This is a genomic window from Obesumbacterium proteus, from assembly GCF_001586165.1.
Taxonomy (GTDB): Bacteria; Pseudomonadota; Gammaproteobacteria; order Enterobacterales; family Enterobacteriaceae; genus Hafnia; species Hafnia protea.
This window is the reverse complement of the sequence record NZ_CP014608.1, coordinates 2,980,178-2,999,581: the sequence shown is the minus strand read 5'-3', so window position 1 is coordinate 2,999,581 and position 19,404 is coordinate 2,980,178. Positions and strand designations below refer to the sequence as shown.

General features: G+C 54.0%; 11 protein-coding genes and 2 pseudogenes. 5 read left to right on the top strand and 8 right to left on the bottom strand.

Annotation, left to right across the window (positions count from 1 at the left end; genetic code table 11):
- The first annotated feature begins 19 nt into the window (after positions 1-19).
- Together DSM2777_RS14100 and DSM2777_RS14095 are read left to right on the top strand one after the other, a co-directional pair.
- Positions 20-2,381, top strand: a pseudogene (locus DSM2777_RS14100) (fimbria/pilus outer membrane usher protein).
- A gap of 1 nt (position 2,382) precedes the next feature.
- Positions 2,383-3,372 (top strand): Csu type fimbrial protein, encoded by a 990-nt coding sequence (locus tag DSM2777_RS14095; RefSeq protein ID WP_061554287.1) that lies wholly within the window; start codon positions 2,383-2,385, stop codon positions 3,370-3,372.
- 9 nt (positions 3,373-3,381) lie between these two features.
- On the opposite strand, the gene amyA is transcribed toward DSM2777_RS14095, so the two are convergent.
- The gene (amyA, locus tag DSM2777_RS14090) at positions 3,382-4,863 is read right to left on the bottom strand and encodes an alpha-amylase (protein WP_061554286.1); all 1,482 of its coding nucleotides are present in this window, start codon (positions 4,861-4,863) and stop codon (positions 3,382-3,384) included.
- A 466-nt stretch (positions 4,864-5,329) separates the two neighbouring features.
- Between amyA and DSM2777_RS25175 the strand changes: the two genes are divergently transcribed.
- The 3 genes from DSM2777_RS25175 (at position 5,330) to DSM2777_RS14080 (ending at position 9,260) form a co-directional block, all read left to right on the top strand.
- Entirely contained in the window at positions 5,330-5,467 is a 138-nt protein-coding gene (locus tag DSM2777_RS25175; protein WP_418008399.1) for a hypothetical protein, read from the top strand.
- 39 nt (positions 5,468-5,506) lie between these two features.
- Positions 5,507-6,718, top strand: coding sequence for an efflux transporter outer membrane subunit (locus DSM2777_RS14085; protein WP_418008397.1), 1,212 nt, complete (start codon positions 5,507-5,509; stop codon positions 6,716-6,718).
- Positions 6,719-6,878: 160 nt separating this feature from the next.
- Positions 6,879-9,260, top strand: coding sequence for a DUF3772 domain-containing protein (locus tag DSM2777_RS14080; RefSeq protein ID WP_061554285.1), 2,382 nt, complete (start codon positions 6,879-6,881; stop codon positions 9,258-9,260).
- A 41-nt stretch (positions 9,261-9,301) separates the two neighbouring features.
- Here DSM2777_RS14080 and DSM2777_RS14075 read toward each other — a convergent pair whose 3' ends face one another.
- The 7 genes and pseudogenes from DSM2777_RS14075 to DSM2777_RS14045 form a co-directional block, all read right to left on the bottom strand.
- A complete protein-coding gene (locus tag DSM2777_RS14075) occupies positions 9,302-10,669 on the bottom strand; it encodes a VasL domain-containing protein (protein WP_061554284.1) in 1,368 nt (455 codons plus the stop codon).
- A 33-nt stretch (positions 10,670-10,702) separates the two neighbouring features.
- Positions 10,703-11,140, bottom strand: a complete 438-nt coding sequence (gene tssE / locus DSM2777_RS14070) for a type VI secretion system baseplate subunit TssE (RefSeq protein ID WP_061554283.1) — start codon at positions 11,138-11,140, stop codon at positions 10,703-10,705.
- Between the two features lie 3 nt (positions 11,141-11,143).
- Complete coding sequence (gene tssJ, locus DSM2777_RS14065; protein WP_061554282.1) at positions 11,144-11,692, bottom strand: type VI secretion system lipoprotein TssJ; 549 nt, start codon at positions 11,690-11,692, stop codon at positions 11,144-11,146.
- A pseudogene (gene tssG / locus DSM2777_RS14060) lies at positions 11,673-12,700 on the bottom strand (type VI secretion system baseplate subunit TssG). Before tssG ends, tssJ begins: the two are co-directional and overlap by 20 nt.
- Positions 12,701-12,720: 20 nt before the next feature.
- Positions 12,721-14,484 carry a type VI secretion system baseplate subunit TssF gene (gene tssF, locus DSM2777_RS14055; RefSeq protein ID WP_061554281.1) on the bottom strand — a complete coding sequence of 588 codons (1,764 nt, stop codon included), beginning with the start codon at positions 14,482-14,484 and terminating at the stop codon, positions 12,721-12,723.
- A 77-nt stretch (positions 14,485-14,561) separates the two neighbouring features.
- On the bottom strand, positions 14,562-16,154 hold the full coding sequence (gene tssA / locus DSM2777_RS14050; RefSeq protein WP_061554280.1) for a type VI secretion system protein TssA: 1,593 nt from the start codon (positions 16,152-16,154) through the stop codon (positions 14,562-14,564).
- Entirely contained in the window at positions 16,154-19,225 is a 3,072-nt protein-coding gene (locus DSM2777_RS14045) for an ImcF-related family protein (RefSeq protein WP_237087851.1), read from the bottom strand. The genes tssA and DSM2777_RS14045 overlap by 1 nt, the downstream gene beginning before the upstream one ends.
- Positions 19,226-19,404 lie beyond the last annotated feature (179 nt).

The following is a 19,404-nucleotide window of genomic DNA, read 5'->3' as shown; positions in this document are numbered from 1 at the left end:
CAGCCACGCTGTGCCGCTTATGGTCACATTAAGTTTGCCTGGTATCGCACTGGGCGAATCAGGTAGCAGTGAGCTGCCGCCACCGCCCACGGCCAGCATCGTCAATCAAGAGCAGCATTTTCGTTTAGCCTTAGTAATTAACCGTTTCGATACTGGCAAACTGGCTGCTGTCACACTGCGCAACGGCCATTTTTACATTTCTTCGTCAGAGCTCATTGGTCTTGGCCTGCCAGCAGATAAATTCCCTGCCCCTGAAACCGATTTAACCGCCGACACAGACATCGACACGCGCTATGACAGCGAAGGTCAGCGCCTGCTACTTCAAGTCCCCACTGGCTGGCTACCTAATCAATCGGTATTCACCGGCAATCCGAATCAACAAACTCAAGCCGTTGCCGGTAGCGGTGCGCTATTCAACTATGACGTTTACACCAGCCATACTCAGGGCGAATCCACCCTTTCGTCAGCGTGGAACGAATTTCGTATTTTTACTCCTGAGGCAACGCTGTCCAGCACGGGCATATTACGCAAAAGCTTTGGCGGTAACAGCGGCGATATTGATGATGGTTTTCGTCGCTACGACACCACGTTAAGCGGGGTCAACGAAGCGCACGCTTTCAGTTGGCAAGTGGGTGATTTAATCACCGGAGCACTCAGTTGGAGCAACAGTGTACGGTTAGGCGGCGTCACCATCGGGCGAGATTTCTCCGTTCGCCCTGATATCATTACCTACCCGCTTCCTGCTTTTAACGGGCAAACGGCGGTCCCCACCACGGCCGATCTCTTCATTAACGGTTACCAATCGGCCAGCACTAACCTTGAGCCGGGGCCATTTACGCTCACTAACTTGCCCTACGTTAACGGCGCGGGAGAAGCGGTGTTAGTCACTACCGATGCGCTAGGGCGACGCGTCTCCACCACTCAGCCTTTTTACGTCGCCAGCACCTTACTGAAACCGGGACTATCAGATGCGTCCCTGTCGCTTGGCGCAATACGTCGTGATTATGGTGAAAAAGACTTCTCCTATGGAAACGCCGCCGCCAGCGGTTCCTATCGTTACGGCATCAACGATTACCTCACGCTGGAATCCCACGCGGAAGGTGCGTCAGAGTTAGCTCTCGGCGGGCTCGGTTCAGTGATTAAACTCGGCTATCTGGGCGTGCTTAATACCTCGGCAACCACTAGCACCATGTATGGCAAGCGCGGAAATCAGTATGACTGGGGATATCAATACAGCAATTCACGCTTCAACATAGGCACCCAGCACAGTCGCCGCGATAAAAACTTTGGCAATCTCGCACTCTATGATGTGCCACAGAGCAATTCCAATCAGTCCTCTTATTCACTCAGCAAAAGCAGCGATCAATACTCTGCGGCAATTTCGCTAGACCAACTCGGCAGTTTTGGTTTGGCCTATTTCGATATCCAAAGTTTCGCGGGCGACCGAACCCGGTTGCTCAACCTGTCGTGGAATAAAAGTTTATGGGGCAATAGCACCGTTTACGTGTCAGCCAGCCGCGATCCCTCACAGCAAGATTGGGCATTAGCGCTGTCTATTCAAATTCCATTCAGCACCTTTGACAACGTGAGCGTCACCGCGCAGCGCAGCGCGACGGGAGAAAATCAGCAAACCGTCACCTATGACCACGCGATGCCAAGCGATGGCGGATTTAAGTGGAATTTGGCCTATGCCAATCAATCACAGCAAAGCAATTATCAGCAGGCCACACTCGGCTGGCGTAACGAACATGTTCAGCTACAGGGCGGCGTTTATGGCCCGTCGAATAATTACACCCAATGGGGGGGAGATGATGGGGGCGTTGGTGTATATGGACAACACGCTGCTGACGGCTAACCAGATCAACGACTCCTTTGTCATCGTCAGCACCGATGGCTATCCCAATATTGGGGTTAATTTTGAAAACCAGCCTAAAGGCACTACTAACCGTCAGGGATACATGCTGGTGCCGGGTGTTTCCTCGTTTTATCCGTCTAAATTCAGCATTGATACCCTAAGTCTGCCAGCTGATATTTACGCCGATACCACGGAACAGCGCATTTCCGTGCGCCGAAACAGTGGCTACGTAGTGCATTTCCCGGTACGCGAACGACGCGCTGCCAGCGTGATCTTGCACGATCAAACCGGCGCCGCTATTCCTCTGTCGAGTACCGTATCACAGCAGGGAAAACCGGATGCCTATGTCGGCTGGGACGGATTGGCCTATTTGGAAAATTTGGAGCACCAAAACACCTTGCGCATACGCACGCCCAATGGACAAAGCTGCACCGTCAATTTCAGCCTGCCCGACACTCACTCACAAAAGTTAAGTACCTATGGGCCATTAACCTGCCAACTTAGCGCTACTGCGGAGAACAACTAAAATGAGAGCTTTTTTTGTCGTCGTTATTATTCTGCTCGCAGGGGTATTCCTCTCGTTTTCAGCCAGCGCGGCTACCACTCACGCGTGCACACTCACCAAGCCGATCTTGATAAACTATGGGACTGTCAGCTCAGTCGTCGTGAATACTACGCCCCAGTCTCAAACCTTCAATATCCAGATAAGCTGCCCTATCGTTCTTGCCATCGCAGCTCCGGGTTCAATCATCATCGCTTATACCAGTGCCACCACCGCCAGCAACTCACGCGCAATCCTCACCAGCAGCACGACCGATACAATCCCTGTCCAGTTGACATGTACAAGTCAAACCTGCACAACGGCCACAGAAATGAAAGTCGCAGATTCGAAATCTATTCCCAGCTCAACGTTCTTGGGATTACTCGCCAATAAACAATACTCACTGCCATTCACGTTGAGCACCGTTCCTCAATCAGTTGCAGCAGGCTCCTACGCAACCAGTATTACACTCACCGTCACGTGGAATATCTGCACTGCTGGCATATTGGTCCTCTGTAACGATAACGACACCGGTAGTGACACGTTAGTCATCCCTATATCGCTAAACGTAACTAACGACTGCGCGACCATCACCGCGCCAGACATCAACTTTGGCAGCGCGCCGGTGGCGGGTAGCTTTAGCACCCAGCCCGGTATTGTTACGTTGGTTTGTACCAAGGGAGCCACATATACCGTAGGAATTAACGATGGACAAAACTCCAGCGGCGGCGTGCGCAATATGTCCTACACCAACAGTGGAACGACAAATTTACTAAGCTACGATATCTACCAATCAACCACCAATAACCGCTGGGGTTCGGTCGGCAGCCAGCGCTGGGGCAGTGCCTCGGCTACCACCACCAGCACGGATACCATGACCAAAACCTATAATTACACGGCTAAAATATTTCCTAACCAGAACACACCACCAGCAGGCACTTACAACGATACGCTGGTGGTCGACGTGGCTTTTTAAGGCTTTCGTTTACTGTTCTAGAACCCAAACGCTGACGCTCCCCGCCGACACGGGGAACTCAGCGCTAGCATCATCGCCTGCGGTAACCACATCCGCATGGTTGCCGAGGAAATCATAGAAGCGACGCCCCGCCAAACCCTCAGTGAGTTGCACATGCTTAGACGCCACATCGCCGTTGGTCATGACAACCACACAGCCCGGCGCTTCTTCGGTGCCATCACGCACAAAGGCCACGCACTGCGGTGTATCGAAATAATCATGCTGCGCGCCGTTGGCAAAACGCTGACGGGCCTCAATCAGTTTTTCAAGCTCAGGGATAACAGGCATGATAATTTCATAATCCTCTCCGTCATCGCCTTTATCGGTATAGGTGGCACCAAACAGGTCGGGATAAAAAACGCAGGGCACACCCTGCTCCCGCAGCAGAATTAACGCATACGCCAATGGCTTAAACCACGGTTCCACCGGTGCTTCCAGCGACTGCAACGGCTGAGTGTCATGGTTTGCCACCAGCGTGACCGTATTCTCAGGCGCAATTGCCACCAGCGTGTCAGCAAACAGCGTAGAAAGATCGTAATCACTGCCCGATTTAGACGCATGATGAAATTTGGTATGCAGCACGGAATCAAACAGCATCAGTTTGTTTTCTGTTTCATGCAGATAGTTCTGCAACGCTGAAACCTCCGGCGACCAATATTCCGCCACGGTAAACAACTCACGGCCAGAATGCTCACGCAGATGATCTAGCCATTGGGAATAAAACCACGCGGGAATATGCTTCACCGCATCTAAACGAAATCCATCGCAGGGCACAGAATCCAATAACCAACGCCCCCAGAATTTTAATTCCTCGTTAACGGCCTCATTACGAAATTCAATATCGGCGCCCATCAGATAATCATAATTACCATTTTCTTTATCAACATCATCGTTCCAGCCATCTTCGCCGAAATCGTTCATGATTTTAAAAATGCCGTTTTCATTCGGATCTTCAATATAGTCAACGCCGCTAAAGCAGCGATAATCCCAAACAAACTCAGAGTATTTTCCCTGCCGCCCGGGAAATACGAAACGGGTATAGGCTAATGCTTCAAAAGCGCTATCGTCGATATCATTGCGGTCGTGTTCTTCAACGCGGCGCACGTGCACGCGCTCTTTCTCATCCGCACCCAATTTGTGGTTTAGCACGGCATCAAACAGCACCTGTAGCCCGTGCGATTGCAAACACTGCGCCGCATGCTCTAATCCCGCTCTATCACCGTATTTGGTTGGCACGCTCCCTTTCTGGTCGAATTCACCAAGATCGAAGAGATCGTAAGAATCATACCCCACCGAGTAGCCGCCGCTGGCGCCCTTATACGCCGGAGGAAGCCAGACGTGGCTTATTCCCAGCGTAGAGAGATACTCAGCCTTATCAGCCACCTCTGGCCATAATTTCCCACCGTCAGGGTAATACCAGTGAAAGAACTGAAACAGCGTGGTTTTTTTCATCGTGAGTCATCCCCAAAAAAGGCCGAACTCTAAGCATGGATGAAAAATCAGCACACAACCAAAAATATTCAAAGAAAACGCATTTTATAGCCGAGTAGCACCATGTCCTTGCTAGGTTAAAAATGTATTAATAATAGAGTTAATTTATTAAATAAAAGAAAAAGTCATTCATAATAAACATGAAATACCGGAATGAATTATTAATTCAAATTAATTATAAACACTACATTTAATTTTCATAAGAAATAACTCGCATCAGCACAACTGCATAAAACAAAAATAAGAAAAGCCTTTAATGTTCGCGCACTCACTACTTCACCCTAATAATAATGAATTTTTGATTTATTATTAATTCAAGCAAAGCCATGAATAAAGCCAATAAAAAAGTTATTCGACTCGTCATAACAAAAAACGATTACGCTCTAGTTTGCTTATCGCCTTATCTTTAGCGACCGGCGGCTGCGCGATGATCCATTCCAATAAAACACCGTTGCCACAAACCGATCTCAGCCAAATACACATCAACGATGCGCCCGCCGGCGCGCTTCGCGCATGGCCGGGAAACCACTGGTGGCAAAATTATCATAATCCACAGCTCAACTAGCTGGTTGAACAAGCGCTGGCCGACTCACCGAGCCTTGCCGTGGTTCGCCAGCGTGTTGAAATCGCCAAAGCACAGACCGAGCGGGCGCGCGCCGATGATTTACCTATCGTGAATTTCGGCGCCGACGTTGAGCGTCAGAAAATGTCGGCTGAAGGTGTGATGGGGCCTTTTGCCCTTGACGATCCGGCTGCGGGCACCACGGGGCCGTGGTATACCAACGGCACCTTCGGTTTGCAGGCCAGCTACGATCTGGATTTATGGGGGAAAAACCGCGCTCAGGTAGAATCGGCGCTCGGCGTTTACAAAGCACGACAGGCGGAACTGGCCGAAAGTGAACTGCTGGTGTCCTCCGCCGTAACCCAAATCTACTGGGATATTCAAACCGTTAAGGCATTGCAGGACATCCTGATTGAGGTCAAAGCGCAAGAGGCGATCATTGCCGATACGGATCGCAAGCTCTACAACGAAGGCATTATCTCCTCGCTCGAACAAACAGAAACGGAAACGCAGTTCACCAAAATCGATGAGCAAATCGACGCATCGCGCGGCAATCTGCTCTTGTTACGGGCGAACTTACAGGCGCTTATCGGGCTAAAAACGCCGTTACCTGCGCTTAAAACGGTACCGTTACCCGACGTGATAAGCACCATGCCACAAAATTTAAGCTACGAACTGCTGGCTCGTCGCCCCGATTTGCAGGCTGCGCACTGGTATATCGACGCATCACTGAGCCAAGTGGATGCCGCCAAAGCCGCGTTCTATCCGGAAATCAACCTAATGGGATTCTTGCAAAACGATGCGCTGCATCTCAGCGACCTGTTCCGGGGTTCCGCACAGCAAATGGGGGGCATATTCGGTTTAACGCTGCCTATTTTTGATGGCGGACGGCTTAACGCCAATCTCAGCATCGTACAAAGCAACAGCAATCTGAACATTGCCAGCTACAACAAAGCGGTGGTGAATGCCGTTACAGACGTCACGAAAGGGATTACCCAGATACAAACGATTTCAGATCAAAGCGCACATCAAACCGAAGTCGTCGCCGGTGATCAAAAAATCTGGTCACTCACCCAAATGCGTTTTCAAGCAGGCTTAATCAGCGGCGTTAACGTGGCCAAGGCTAAGCTTCCTTTGTTAGCAGAACAATCCAAGCTGATCGAACTACACGGTCGTTGGATCGACGCAGATATCAACCTCACCAAATCTCTCGGCGGCGGGTACAGGGCCGAAGCCACACCGAGCAAATCCTAAGCCAATCGCGGCAGTAAAGTCTCTCTTCGCTGCCGCTGGCTCCTCCTCGTTCTTTCCTCACATGTAAACAGGTTCACAAAATGATTCACAAAACGCCTACTATTTTCCCTATAATTAACGAATAGTTATCATAAAAATGCCTAAGCGAGATCCTTTGTACATGCTGAAGATGCTAAAAACCTACGCACTGTTGATGATGTTGCTCGCCACGCCGCTCATGAGTCATGCCGCGAACGGTAGCACGCAACAGGTGACAGCGAGTACGCAAGTCGATAGCGGCGTGTTGCAGAAAAGACTCGATACCATCAAGCAACAGGTTGCCAACGCCCAGCACGAAAAATTACTCGGCCAGCTCAACAGCGAGACGCTACAGCTGGCCGAAGAGGCCGATGCCAAGGCCGCCGAACTCACCCCTGAAATCGCACAGATTCAGGCCCAGCTCGACGTACTCGGCCCCAAAGCCGCCGATGAAACACCGGAAGTCACCCAGCAAAGAACGTCGCTAAACCGCACCAAAACCCAGCTAGATAAGCAAATTGAGCAAATTAATGCGGTAAAAACCAATGCTGCCAATCTCTCTACCCAAATTAATAACCTGCGTCGCTCAGCGCTAAAATCTCAAATCGCCCTTAACTCAGGCACCATTCTGGGGCAAAGTTTTTGGTCCCCAGTACTCAATTCCCAGAATCACGATCTGGATAAATTCAGCGATTTTAATCAACAGCTCAGCGACGCGTGGGATAACGCCTGGCAACCCGGCTGGAAAGCTGGATCGGTATTTTATCTCTTGCTGGCGCTGGCCTTTGGCGTATTCAGCCATACGGTGCTAGATAAACCGGTCAGCGCCATGATGCAGCGCTGGCTGCCCGAAGGACGCCTACGCCGCAGCGTTCTCGCCTTCAGTACCACCGTGCTCACCGCCGTCATGCTCGGCACCAGCGCCCATTTTCTCTGCTATCTGCTCATTCGCCTGCCCGACACCTCGCCGATGCTGGTTGAATTTGCACAAACGCTGGTACGGCTCACCGTCTTCTCCAGCCTGATTGCCGGACTGGGTAATGCATTACTCTCCAATCGCCATCCTTCTTGGCGACTGCCCAACATCTCCGATAACGCCGCCAAAGCCTTAGCGCCTTTTCCAACGCTAATTGCCACCGCCGTTTTCATTTTCAGCATTCTTGAACAGCTCAATAATTTGGTCGGTGCCAGCATCGCCGCCACGGTTTTTTGCAGCGGATTATTGTCACTGTTGGTGGCACTGATTGCGATTTTCATGGCGGTGCGCGTTACCCGACTACGCCATGGACGAAACACCAATAACGAGCAGGTTAGCGCACGCTCGGCGCTGGCTGGATTTATCCATCTGGCGATCAGCGCCACCTCGTTTGCCATTATTATCTCCCTGCTCACCGGCTACATTCTGCTGGCTCGTTTTCTGACTTATGAGCTGATCTGGGTATGGCTGGTTTTGGCCTGTTTATACCTGCTGATTCACCTGATGACCGACCTCTGCGAAAGCGTATTTACGCCCAGCAACCACTCAGGAAAAATACTCAAAAGTACGCTCAGCCTCAGCGATCGCCATCTTTCGTTAGCCGCGACATTGTTCGCCGCGGTGGGCAAAACGGTGTTGGTACTGTTTGCGGTTATCGCGCTGCTGAGCGGAACCTATGGCTCCACCACCCCGCTCGCCCTGCTACAAAAAGTGATCGAAATCTGGCGCGGCAAAGGGCTAGGCGGCTTCACGATCATTCCTGCGCACGCCCTAAATGCCGTGCTGTGCTTAGTCATTGGCTGGTACATTCTGCGCACCGCACGCCGTTGGTTGGATAACGACTTCCTGCCAAAAACCATGATGGATCGCGGCATGCGAGCCTCGCTGGTAACGCTGTTTACCAACGTCGGCTACGTGCTGATTATCTTACTCACGCTCTCCACACTCGGCATTGAGTGGAACAAGCTGGCGTGGATCGTCAGCGCCCTCTCGGTTGGGATCGGTTTTGGCCTGCAAGAGATTGTGAAAAACTTTATCTCCGGCCTGATTTTGCTGACCGAGCGTCCGGTCAAAGTCGGCGATTTAATCAGCATCAGCGGCGTTGAGGGCGATATTCGCCGTATCAACGTCCGTGCGACTGAAATCCAGCTCAGCGATCGTTCCACCGTGATTGTGCCCAACTCACAGCTCATTTCGCAAAACGTTCGCAATGCCACCATGGGTAATGCGCAGGGCGTAGTGACAATTGCGCTCACCTTCCCGCTGGATATCGATCCTGAACAAACACGCGCTCTCCTGCTCGACGCCTATCATCAGCATGTTGCCATACAGCCCGCGCCCGCACCGTCGGTGAGCTTCAAGGAGTTAGGGCCCAACGGTATTGTGCTCAGCGTCACGGGCTATGTGGCGAGCCCTCGCGTGGTGAGCGGTACGAAGAGTGATTTATTGTATGAGATTTTGAAAAGGCTAAGAGCGGCGGGCATCAATCTGAGTCAGAGCCAGACGATGGTAATTGAAAGAGCGCCAGCGGCGCTCACAGAAGAGTAAAACCGCGGGCTACGCCTGAAATAAGATGTAGCCCGCTGAACTTATAACGATCTCGGTTCCATCATCAATAACATATAGCGGCTTTGCAGCTGCTTAAAACGATTGTCGATCTGCCGAACCAGCGCCGGAGAGACTTTTCCGGCGTTTTGCTGTTCAGACAGTTGGCGCAGCAGTTCTTCCAGCGGCGGTGATTTCACCAGCGGCTGTTGAATGGCAAAAATAGATGATTTCAGCTCAGAAACGGTCATATATTTCCCGCGCTGCTCGTCTAATCCATTGAGCTTATTGGCGAGCAGTTGCAGACGGCTTTGTGCCATATGCCAATCACCCAACGTATCACTGGCGGCTGCCTGCGCATTCAAATTGAGCAGCCAACCGGCGGCCAGCTGATCGACCGCTGGCGTCTGCGGCCACAGCGTTTGCGCCTGCTTAACCAGTTGAGAGGCATAGTTCAGCGACCAAAGTGCAGGTAATGAATTCATATTTTCCAACTGCTTTTGCGTTGCCGCCACCATGTCATTGGTCAACGTTGGCAGCTTGTCGGCTTTCTCGGTTCGCAGCGTATTCATCTGCGCGGGTGATAACGGCTGCGGCAACGGTTCGACCGTGGCCAACAGCACATTGCGCACGGGCTCCTGATGCCACGTATTCCAGCCCCACAGACCTGCACCGCCCACCAGCGCCATGCAAATTAATCCCGCCGCAAAACCAACCCAATGACTTTTCTGAATGCCGGTCGCGCTGTTTTCCACCCGCATAATCACCGGTTTTGCTTCGGCTTGAACCACATACACCAGCGGTGAATCATCCTGCATCTCAGGCCCGGCTATCGACATCGACGGGCGCGCCGCCAGCGTGCTGCCGCCCTGAATCGTATTATCACCATCCAGACTTTCCAGCCGAAGCGCGGTGTTATGCATTAGATGATACAAACCATCTAGCTGGCTCAGATGCTTCAGCTCCAGACGCGCCAGCACTTCGCCCAAGTGTTCCAGCAGCGTTTCAGTGCGATAAATAATCGGCAAGTCACCGTATTTAAACACATAGCCGCGCAGTAACTGTTGCAGGCGCGTGGCGAGCCAGCCAAGAATTTCCATGCGCGCGTGCGTTTGCGCAGGCCAAAATACCGGCCACTGATGCGTCAGCAGACCATCGACAAGCACCAGCCCCTCTTCAATGCCCGCCAATCCTGCGCGATGTGCGCGTGCCAGCGTGTAATACGCGGTAGTTTGCAGCTCAACCCCGTTTTGACGAAACAGCCCCAAACACAGCTGTTCCACTTTTTGCCAATCGACGTCAGGACGTGCGGGGTGCGTAAGCTTATTCAGCTCATCGCGCAGGGCGGTAAATTCGCTCAGGGTGCGCGGATCGCCGCCGGTACGTAAATGTTGTTCGGAGAAAGAAGCCATGCGTAGGTGAAGCTCCGTAAAAAGAAAGAAAAACTAAGCGGAAACAAACTGTTGCTGTTTGAGATGGCGCACCAACACTTTTCCCTCAGGCGCAAACTCCGTGCCGAAGCGCACCAGACCCAGCTCTTTGAGCTGAGCCTCAAGGGTGTATTCCAGATGGCCGCTGCGCGTTTGGGGAAGCAGCGTAATCGACAGGCTTTCAAGGCGCGGTTCATACTTCAATAACGTCGCCGACAACAGCGACAGCAGCCCATGCGCCGATCCCGGCATACCTTGCAAGATCTGGCTCATATCGGGCAGACCATAGTCGGGCAGATGCGCCAAAGTGCCAGCGCGGCTATTCAGGATGCGCTGCATGTTATCGAGCACCGATAAAATCACCCGATCGCGTTCGTTCACCCGTTGCAAATCCAGCTCGCCGCCAAAGTTCAGCGTCAGCATTTCATACAATGAAGGGTTTTGAGACGTCATGGTCTAGTCCTTCACCGGTTTAAGGCTAAGCGCGTTATTTCTCAGCTCAATAATCCGAGAATCGTCAGGCAGCAAATCTTCGCGGTCGATAACCAACCGCCAGCTATTTTTCTGCATATCAGGCATACGGAAAAGCCCAACGACCGCCACAAACTTGGCTTCTTTTTCCATCGGCATATTCAGCGACGCACCGGTGCCGGGTTTCACCACCACTTCACGTTCGCTGAGCAAATCCGCCTTCAGGCTTGCATCGCCGTCCACCAGCAGGCTTTGGTAATCCAGCTGTTCGAACGCTTTGCTATCGCGCAGTTGATAAACCCGCACCAGCGTAGGCACCGACAGCGCGCTCATGTCGTTGGCGTCGGTGTTAAGCGCCTCGCGGGCGCTGAAATCCAGATGCAGCGTTTTGATCTGCTTATAAAATATCGATTTGGTCACCGACGCCGTGCCGTCTGCTACGCTCTGCGTCAGGCCACAGCCCGCCAATACCAATACGGACAACGCCATCGCTGCCGCCTGTAATGTACGGGGCTTAGAAGCGAAAATTGACATGCTTAACCTCTCTGTTCGCCGTATTCGGCTGTAATCCTTGATAATGCCCCAAGTTAACCGTGATCTCGTTGGGTAGCGCTAAGGCCGCAGGAGCTGCGGCATGCAGACCGAGCAAGCCGGTTAAACCGAGCTGAACCGGCGTTTTACCTAATACCGGCGGCGGCAACATGGCGGTCGGCAGCACCAGTTTCAGCCGCGCATTGCAGCGCCATCCCAGATAAACGCGCAGTAAAACCATCAGGTCGGTATGCAGTTGACCACTCGGCAGCCAGCCCTTCGCCTCGGTCAAATCGGCGGTGTGCAGCGTGAGCAACAGTGGGTATTCACATCCGTTCCCGTCGCACCCAATACGGCACGTTGCGACAAATTAACCCGCTGTGCTTGCCCCAATCCGGCAGGCTGTTTGAGCACAATTTGCTGGCGATCGTGCGGCGTAACCACCGCCGTGGTGTTCGGTGCCAATAACCTCACTAACGCCATCACCCCTTCGGCGGTGCGTGTGGGTAAACGCATTACGCTCAGCAGCGCCAAAAAACGCGATACCGGCGTGGCAATATGCGAAGAGGTGCCGGGGATCCCTAAACCAATCAGCCCCAATAAGCACTGCGAGGTTTCATCCGTGCCGCCGCTTTGAAACGTGGCCGGATAGGAATACTTGCGCCAAATACGATAAAACTGGGTAAAGATACGGTGGTTAAAAATATCCAGAAACGCTTCCAGCGCCTCATGCCCTTCTCGCCTTTGCGCAATATCGTCGAGGTATGAGGTCGGCAGCGGTGAATCAACGCCGTATAACCCTAGAAACGTAGTGCGCACCGTCGGTGGACGCTCTGGGCGAAACTCGTCACTTTCCAGTGATTTCAGCTCACTAACGGGAAATCCCATACCGGGATGAGGACGAAAACGCACCGGATCGTCATGCGGGCTGGCGGTACTGCCCAACGCCGGTCTTTCCGGTGCCACCCGCTCCAGCAGTTGGCAAAAGCGATAGACGTTAACCTCCGACATGCGCCCTTGCAGTGCCGCTATTAGCCCGGAATGCGCTGACTGTGATTCTCTTTCCATTGCAGACATTTCCCTGAAGGTTGCAGTATCAACGTAAGCTGGTTGAACAGATGAATATCGGCATACAGCGCAAAGAAGCGGCTGAGCATTTCACCAAACAGGCTGATATCCCCCTCACCGGAAAAACCGTTGCTATCCAGCGTGACTTCAATGTCCACGCCGCGCAGCAAAAAGCCCTTCTCAAAGCGCTGGATCAGATGATGTTTCACGTCAACAATCGCCGCTAAGCGACGGCGGTTAAGCTCGTCGCCCGTCCAGTCATACAGCGAAAGCGTGCCGCGCAACACTTCGGCGTTATCCATCATCGGCAGGAAATTCGAACCCAGATGGCTTAATACTCGCCAGTGGAAACGGTCACGCGTCGGCGGATAGCACGGCATGGTTGGCGCGCACAAATTACGCACCGACAGTTTGGTTTGCGTCGATTGAACTACGGTATCCAGCAGCGTGCTTTGCAGCGCCTTACGCGGCAGTTGACCGTTGGTGCCGGTCAGGCTCAGCGACAGGTTTTCTTCGGCCAGCAGCTTATCGCTGTCGAACGCTTCGCCGCCGAGGATCAGCCACGTATCGTGCAGCCCAGAAGCACCGCGTTTCACCCGCGTATGGAAATAGCGCTCCGGCGCGTCGTAACGCATCATGCCGCCTTTATGCCGGAAGCTACTGAAAGGCACGTAGGTTTGGTGTCCGGTATGTTTCGAAGAGACGACGCTGTCGACCGAATAGATCTCGGTATGCCCATCCTGCAAGCGCATCGGGCGCAGTAGGTAATCGGTTTCCAACGGCGAAAGGCGCAGCGGATCGGCCTCTAGCGGGAAAAGATTAATCACGGGAACACAGTGCAAACGCAGATTTTCAGCGTCAAACGGCATGTCGTATGGCCACAGCTCGCTCAGCACCACCTCAATTTCAAACCACGGCAGTGCGGCGGGCAGTTCAAGCTGCTCCAGCCCGTTCAAACCGACAAACATGAATTTCTGCCGTAAGGTAAAAAACTCCAACAGCAGCTGATAGCCGCTAAAAGCACTTTCTCCTTTTGGCCACAGACCGTCCTGCTCGCCAAATCCCAGCGGCGAAAAGTAGCCGTCGATGCGCTGGCGATCAGGCCGTTCCGGTAAGCGCAGATACATGGCCTGCGTTTGCAGCGTTAACGCCTGATGCAGGGCGCTCGCCACCGGACTATCCGCGTTCAAATACAGCGGCAGGCGGCTAAGATCGATTTGCGCCCAGTCGGCCAGCTCACTGCATTCAAAGCGAAAACGGATCACCGAACGACCATCCGGCTCAGTGCTCAGCCCCACCTTAGACAAATTTAACGGCAGCAGATCGAGATCCTGCGTGGTGCTATAGCGACAGCGGGTTTTCTGCTGCCCCACCGGCTGCGACATCACCTCAAAACCACGAGCCACGCGCTCGCTGTGTTTCATCTGCGACCAGTCCGGCGAGAGCTCCACGATGGAAAGCGACGGGATGGTGCGCAAATAATGCGGCCACAGCAGACTCACTAATCCTTCGGTGAGTTCGGGCAAGTCATCATCCAGCTTTTCGCGCAGTCGCCCCATCAAGAAGGCAAAACCTTCAAACAGACGTTCCACGTAGGGATCGCGTGCGCCCACCTTATCCAGATTAAGCATGGCCGCGCGGTCAGGATGCGCTTCGGCAAATTCTTTACCTGCTTCACGCAGATAGCGCATTTCTGCTTCAAAATAGCGCAGAGTTAAGTCATCCATGCGAATTGTGTTCTCATGAGAAAGGTTAAAAAATCGGGGGAGGTAAAACCAAAATCAGGCAATAATCTGCGGCAACATCAGCCACACAGCACGGCGGCTCTCACCGGATCGATGTTCACCAGTCCGGCTAACAAGGTTTCCATACGCCGCGCCAGCGCCGCTTTATCGCTATCGTTACGCTGCGATTTCAAGCGCAGCAGTTTCAGCAGGCGAGCTTTTACTTCGAAACTCAGCGCAGGCTCCCATTCCGCTAGCGTCAGCTGGGACGGATTGATATCCAGCTCGGTTAACAGATGCAGCGCCATCTCATTTTTGCCGTACTGCTCGGCAATGCGCGCCATCAGCAACCGCAGCAGCCAGCGATTGCGCGGGGTATGAATGCCCGAGCGGGTGCTTAGCCACGTCAGCGCGGCTTCAACGCCATCGCTATCGGCCTGCGCCAGCGCTTCACCTTCCAGCGCTAACACGTCGTCATCGCCCTGCGGCTGAGTCGACGCCGGTGGCGCAGCCCACTGCTCTTGATTGCCGCTCACATGCTGAGCAATCCAGTCGCGCGTCACCTCGTCGGCAAACGGCGTGCCGTCGTTGTAGGTCATCTCTTCCAACCCCGGCAAACGCTCTAAGAACATGCCCAAATCGCGCTTCACGATATCGGCCCACGCGTCATAAGGATGGCCTTGTTTGCTCAGGCTTTGGCAGGCATACCACTGCAAATCGAGCCAAAAATGATTCACGCCTTCGGCATACATACGCTCAACCTGTTCCAGCAGCTCATTCCAACTCTGCTGCATATACAGACGTTTAAGCTGGGCGCGATTGTCCGCCCGCGGCGGCGTTAAACGCGTATTGCCCGAGGCATCCTGCGGCGGCAACTGATGCACCGTATCCCAACGCAGGCTTTTCATCAGCCGACTGCTCGACAGCCAGCCCTGCGGCTGATCGCGCAGGTAACGCGCCAGCTCCCGTGCCTGATCGAGCAAATCACGTCCTGATTGGATCTGCTTGAGGGTAGGTAAGCCCATTGTTGAACCGGCTTCTTCCTTTTGCCCCGCTGGCGCGCTGTTCTGCGGCACCACCGCATCTAGACCGCCCGCCTGCGCTAAACGTGCATCCAGCGCCGAATAAAGTCCGCCGAGCGAAGGACGCTCCTCCTCTGGCCACACCTGCATTGCGCTGTCCAACAGCGCCAACGCGGCCACCGTGCGCTCCACATCGGCTTTCACCACTTCGGGATAACGCGACAGGCTATCCAGCACTTTGCTGCTGGTCAGCCATTCCATCGCCACCTTGCGGCTATGCGCACGCAGCGGCAGCACCGTATCGCTAAAGCGAGACACCACGCCCGCCAGCAGCGTTAAGCCATCGGCAAGCCCGGTTTCTCCATCGCGATGCAGGCGTGCCCAAAGGTAATAGGTTGCCACCCGCACGTCTTTGCACGCGGTAGTCAGCAGCTTTTCGGCTAACTGACAGATAAGATCGGTGTCAGCCCCCGACAGGCGGTTAACCTCTTCGCGCATGCGCTGAAAATCATCGTCGTAGCCCGGGTCTTCCCCCGCTGGCGCATCAGCGCTAATCGGTAACAGCCATTTGTCCCACAGCGCCACCTGCTCGCCCGCCAATGCCAAAGCATCGCGCCCGTTCATGCTGGCTGCGATTAATCCCTGTAGCATTATTCATCCTCCAACGCGCTGTTATTACTGACCATCGCCTCTGACGCGCCCGCATTCACCACGAAAATTTTGCTCGGCAGGCTAAACCCGCGCAGTTTCAGCAGCGCTAATGGGCCGCTGCCCAGTTGGGTACGCAGGATCCACGAGAGCGTTAGGCCATCCGGCGTATCCAGCGCTAAGCGGTAGCTGCTTTCGTCCAGCTTGGTGACTTTGGCTTTTTCTAGCCAATGGATTAGCCCCCAACTGCCCTGATAGTCGCCGAACAGGCGAGCGCCGCCGTTAACGCTGGTCCACGTCAGCATCACGCCTGGCTGGTAGGTGGCCCCCGGCCAGTTAAAGCTCTGCCAGCTTTCCATCTGGTTGAAATAGCGCAGGCGTTGACCGTCGATCGCCAGATTAGTTTCTACCACGTTGCGCGCAGGCTGGGCGCGCAGCTCAAAGTGCACGCCTTGGCTGCCGTCGGTGAACAGCACGTCTGCCAGTTGGCTTAGCTGGTTGATAGCCTGTAAAAACTCAGGATTAAACTGAAGCCCCTGACTGTTGATTTGATCCGGTACCCACGTGTTGCCCTCTTTGTGCAGCACGCCCGCTAGCTGGCGCGTGAGGAACTGTTCAATTCGCCCTGAATTAGCGCGAATAAACTGGCCGAGCATCGGCAGCGAAGCGTCATTGCCGCTGCTGGCAAACGGATAGCGCCCAGCAAAAGCGCTGTTCCAGTTCGCCACAATCGAGGTTTGCCACTGGGTATTTAAGCTGGCGGCAGAAGGTTGCAGCACCGTTTGCCACGCCTGAGTCAGCGGCTGCACAAACATTTCACGGCCAAAGCCGCTCCACTCTTCGCCCAGACTGGCCGCCATCAGGCTGCCGTAATCCTGCGTTTCCGTCAGATCGACCGTTTTACCTTGAAACACCGTCTGTGCCATTTGCTGAGTCATCTGCTGCGGATCGGACGCGTTCGCCACCTGTTGCAGCTTCAACCGCACCCGCGTAACGCGAGTTAAAAAGGTTTGCAGGCTCAGCGAACTATCGGCATTCATCACGCCGTTCGTGGTGGTGCCCTTGCCCATCAGCGAGAGCAAAGGCCCGAAGGTGCTATCCAGCGGCCCTGTTGGCCCGCTGACGCGCTGATCGATTACCGGCGTTTTCTCTTTATGCAGCAGGTTTTGCGCCGATTTCATCAACGAATCCGATAGCGCTTCGCCGCGCTGTCCGGTTTGTCCCTGATAGGCCAACGTATTCAGCAACGCGATCAGCGGCGACTGGCGTACATCGCTCATCAGGGTAAGTTGGTCGGTCACATCAGATAAATTCTGTGCTTTCTTCCAGTGCAGGCTGTTTAAGAAATCCAACCACGCACCGCTAAAATCGGTGAAGTAATGCTCGGTAAGGCGCGCTTTGAGCGCGTCAGGAGAGACATCCGCCGAGGCAGGATGTTTGTTATCGCTCAGCACCCAGTCGATCTCTTCACGGCGCGACGACACCGCATCATCGATGGCTTTCTGCACCTGACCGTCCCACGCCTGACGCGTAAACATCCCCGGCACCACCTGCTCAGTGGTAAACAGCAACTGCGCATCGGTATCACCCACCATCTGCGCTAGCCCCATATCCGCGTAGTTTTGCGCGACGGACTGCAACATGTTCTGATACAGCGTGGCTTCGGCGTTACGCTGCCCAATCTGATTGAGCAATACCTGCCGAACCTGCGCCACCAGTGCGGTATCAGGCTTAATGCGCCACTCAGGATGAGCGGGCAGATTTTCGGCATAAAACGTCCACAGGCTTGGCGCCATTCCCTGCCACAGACCGGGGGCAACGCCGGTGCGCGTAGGCTCATTGGCGCTCAGCACGCGGGTAAGAAATTCGGCGTCGGCTTTGTCTGGATTCGCCATCATCAAATAGGCTTTCAGGCTGTCGTATCCGGCACGTGCCAGCTTGGCACGCTTAGGACTATCGGGCGGCAGCGCAGCCATTTCACTGAGGTTACGATGCAGCTCGTCGGCGGCCTGCCCGCGGATCAACCGCAGACTCGCCGCATCATAGTGCGGCCACAACGCGCTTTCTAGCGCGTCATTTTGGCTTAATCCAAACTGTTGATACCACGGCACCGTATGCGCAGCCCGATACTGTAACTGGCCGAGCGTATTACCAAACAGCTGTAGCGCAACCAGCTGTTCCATCGGTTTAGCATTGGATTTATTCAGCAAATCAACCTGATCGCGCACCGTGGCAATCTGTGAACGGTTGGTGAAAAACGACAGGATACTGCCCGCGAACCACAGCAGCGCCAGCGCCATCACGGCATAATAAGCGCTCTGCTCCCAAGAGAACCCGACCCGACGACCGCGCACTGCGCGATCGTTCAACACGCCCTGCCACGCCGCATCCGGCAACCAGCCATGCTGAGCAACGCCAGATTTCGCCGCCAGCGGCAAACTAAACATCAGCCCACGCAGCGACAGCGCCGTCGCATATTCGCGCAGCATCGGCGTTAACGCCTGCTGCCAATGGACAATGCCCTTACGCTCTAAACGATTTGCCAGACGTAATAAAAAGTCATGGCTGTTTTTCAACAACACCTGCGTCATACCGCGCTGACGCAGCGGCGCGACCAGCTTCTGCAAACTGGCGGCTAACTTCTCGGGCGAGTTTTTCTCGGGGAACAAACACCCTACAGGCTGGGTAATACGGTCATCCTGCTGCCACGCGCTGTCACACACCTGCCACAGATAAACCGGTGCCTGCTGCTTTAAAATCTGCCCACGTTTTTGCAACTGACGACAGCCCTGATCGATAACGCCAGCCTGTGCGCTCTGCTGTTCATTCATCACCCACACCACGCCATCCAACGGACGGCGACGGCGCAGCTTACGCAGCCCCAACAACCACGCCTCATCCGGCTCCGCCTGCACACCACCGCCCCACAGCAATAATGTGCCCTGCCCCTCCAGCCAGTGCTGAGTGGTTAACCCCGGCGCGATAGCTTCCGCCGCCGCGTTTTCCCCAACGACTAGTAGGATACGAATTTTATTGCGCCATAGGAGGCCGTGGCGGGCGCGGAGGTGGGTGATAAGTTGTACCCAAGCACCTTCTTTTTTTTGTCTCTACATTTTTTTTCGTTTTTATATCTGACAAAACACGTGAACGGGCAAGCCTATCCCAAATAAAAATAAACAAAGGACAAAACCAGCTCAGTATAAACCAGCACCCTACGCCCCATAATAATAACGTTGGCAAAGATAATTCTGGA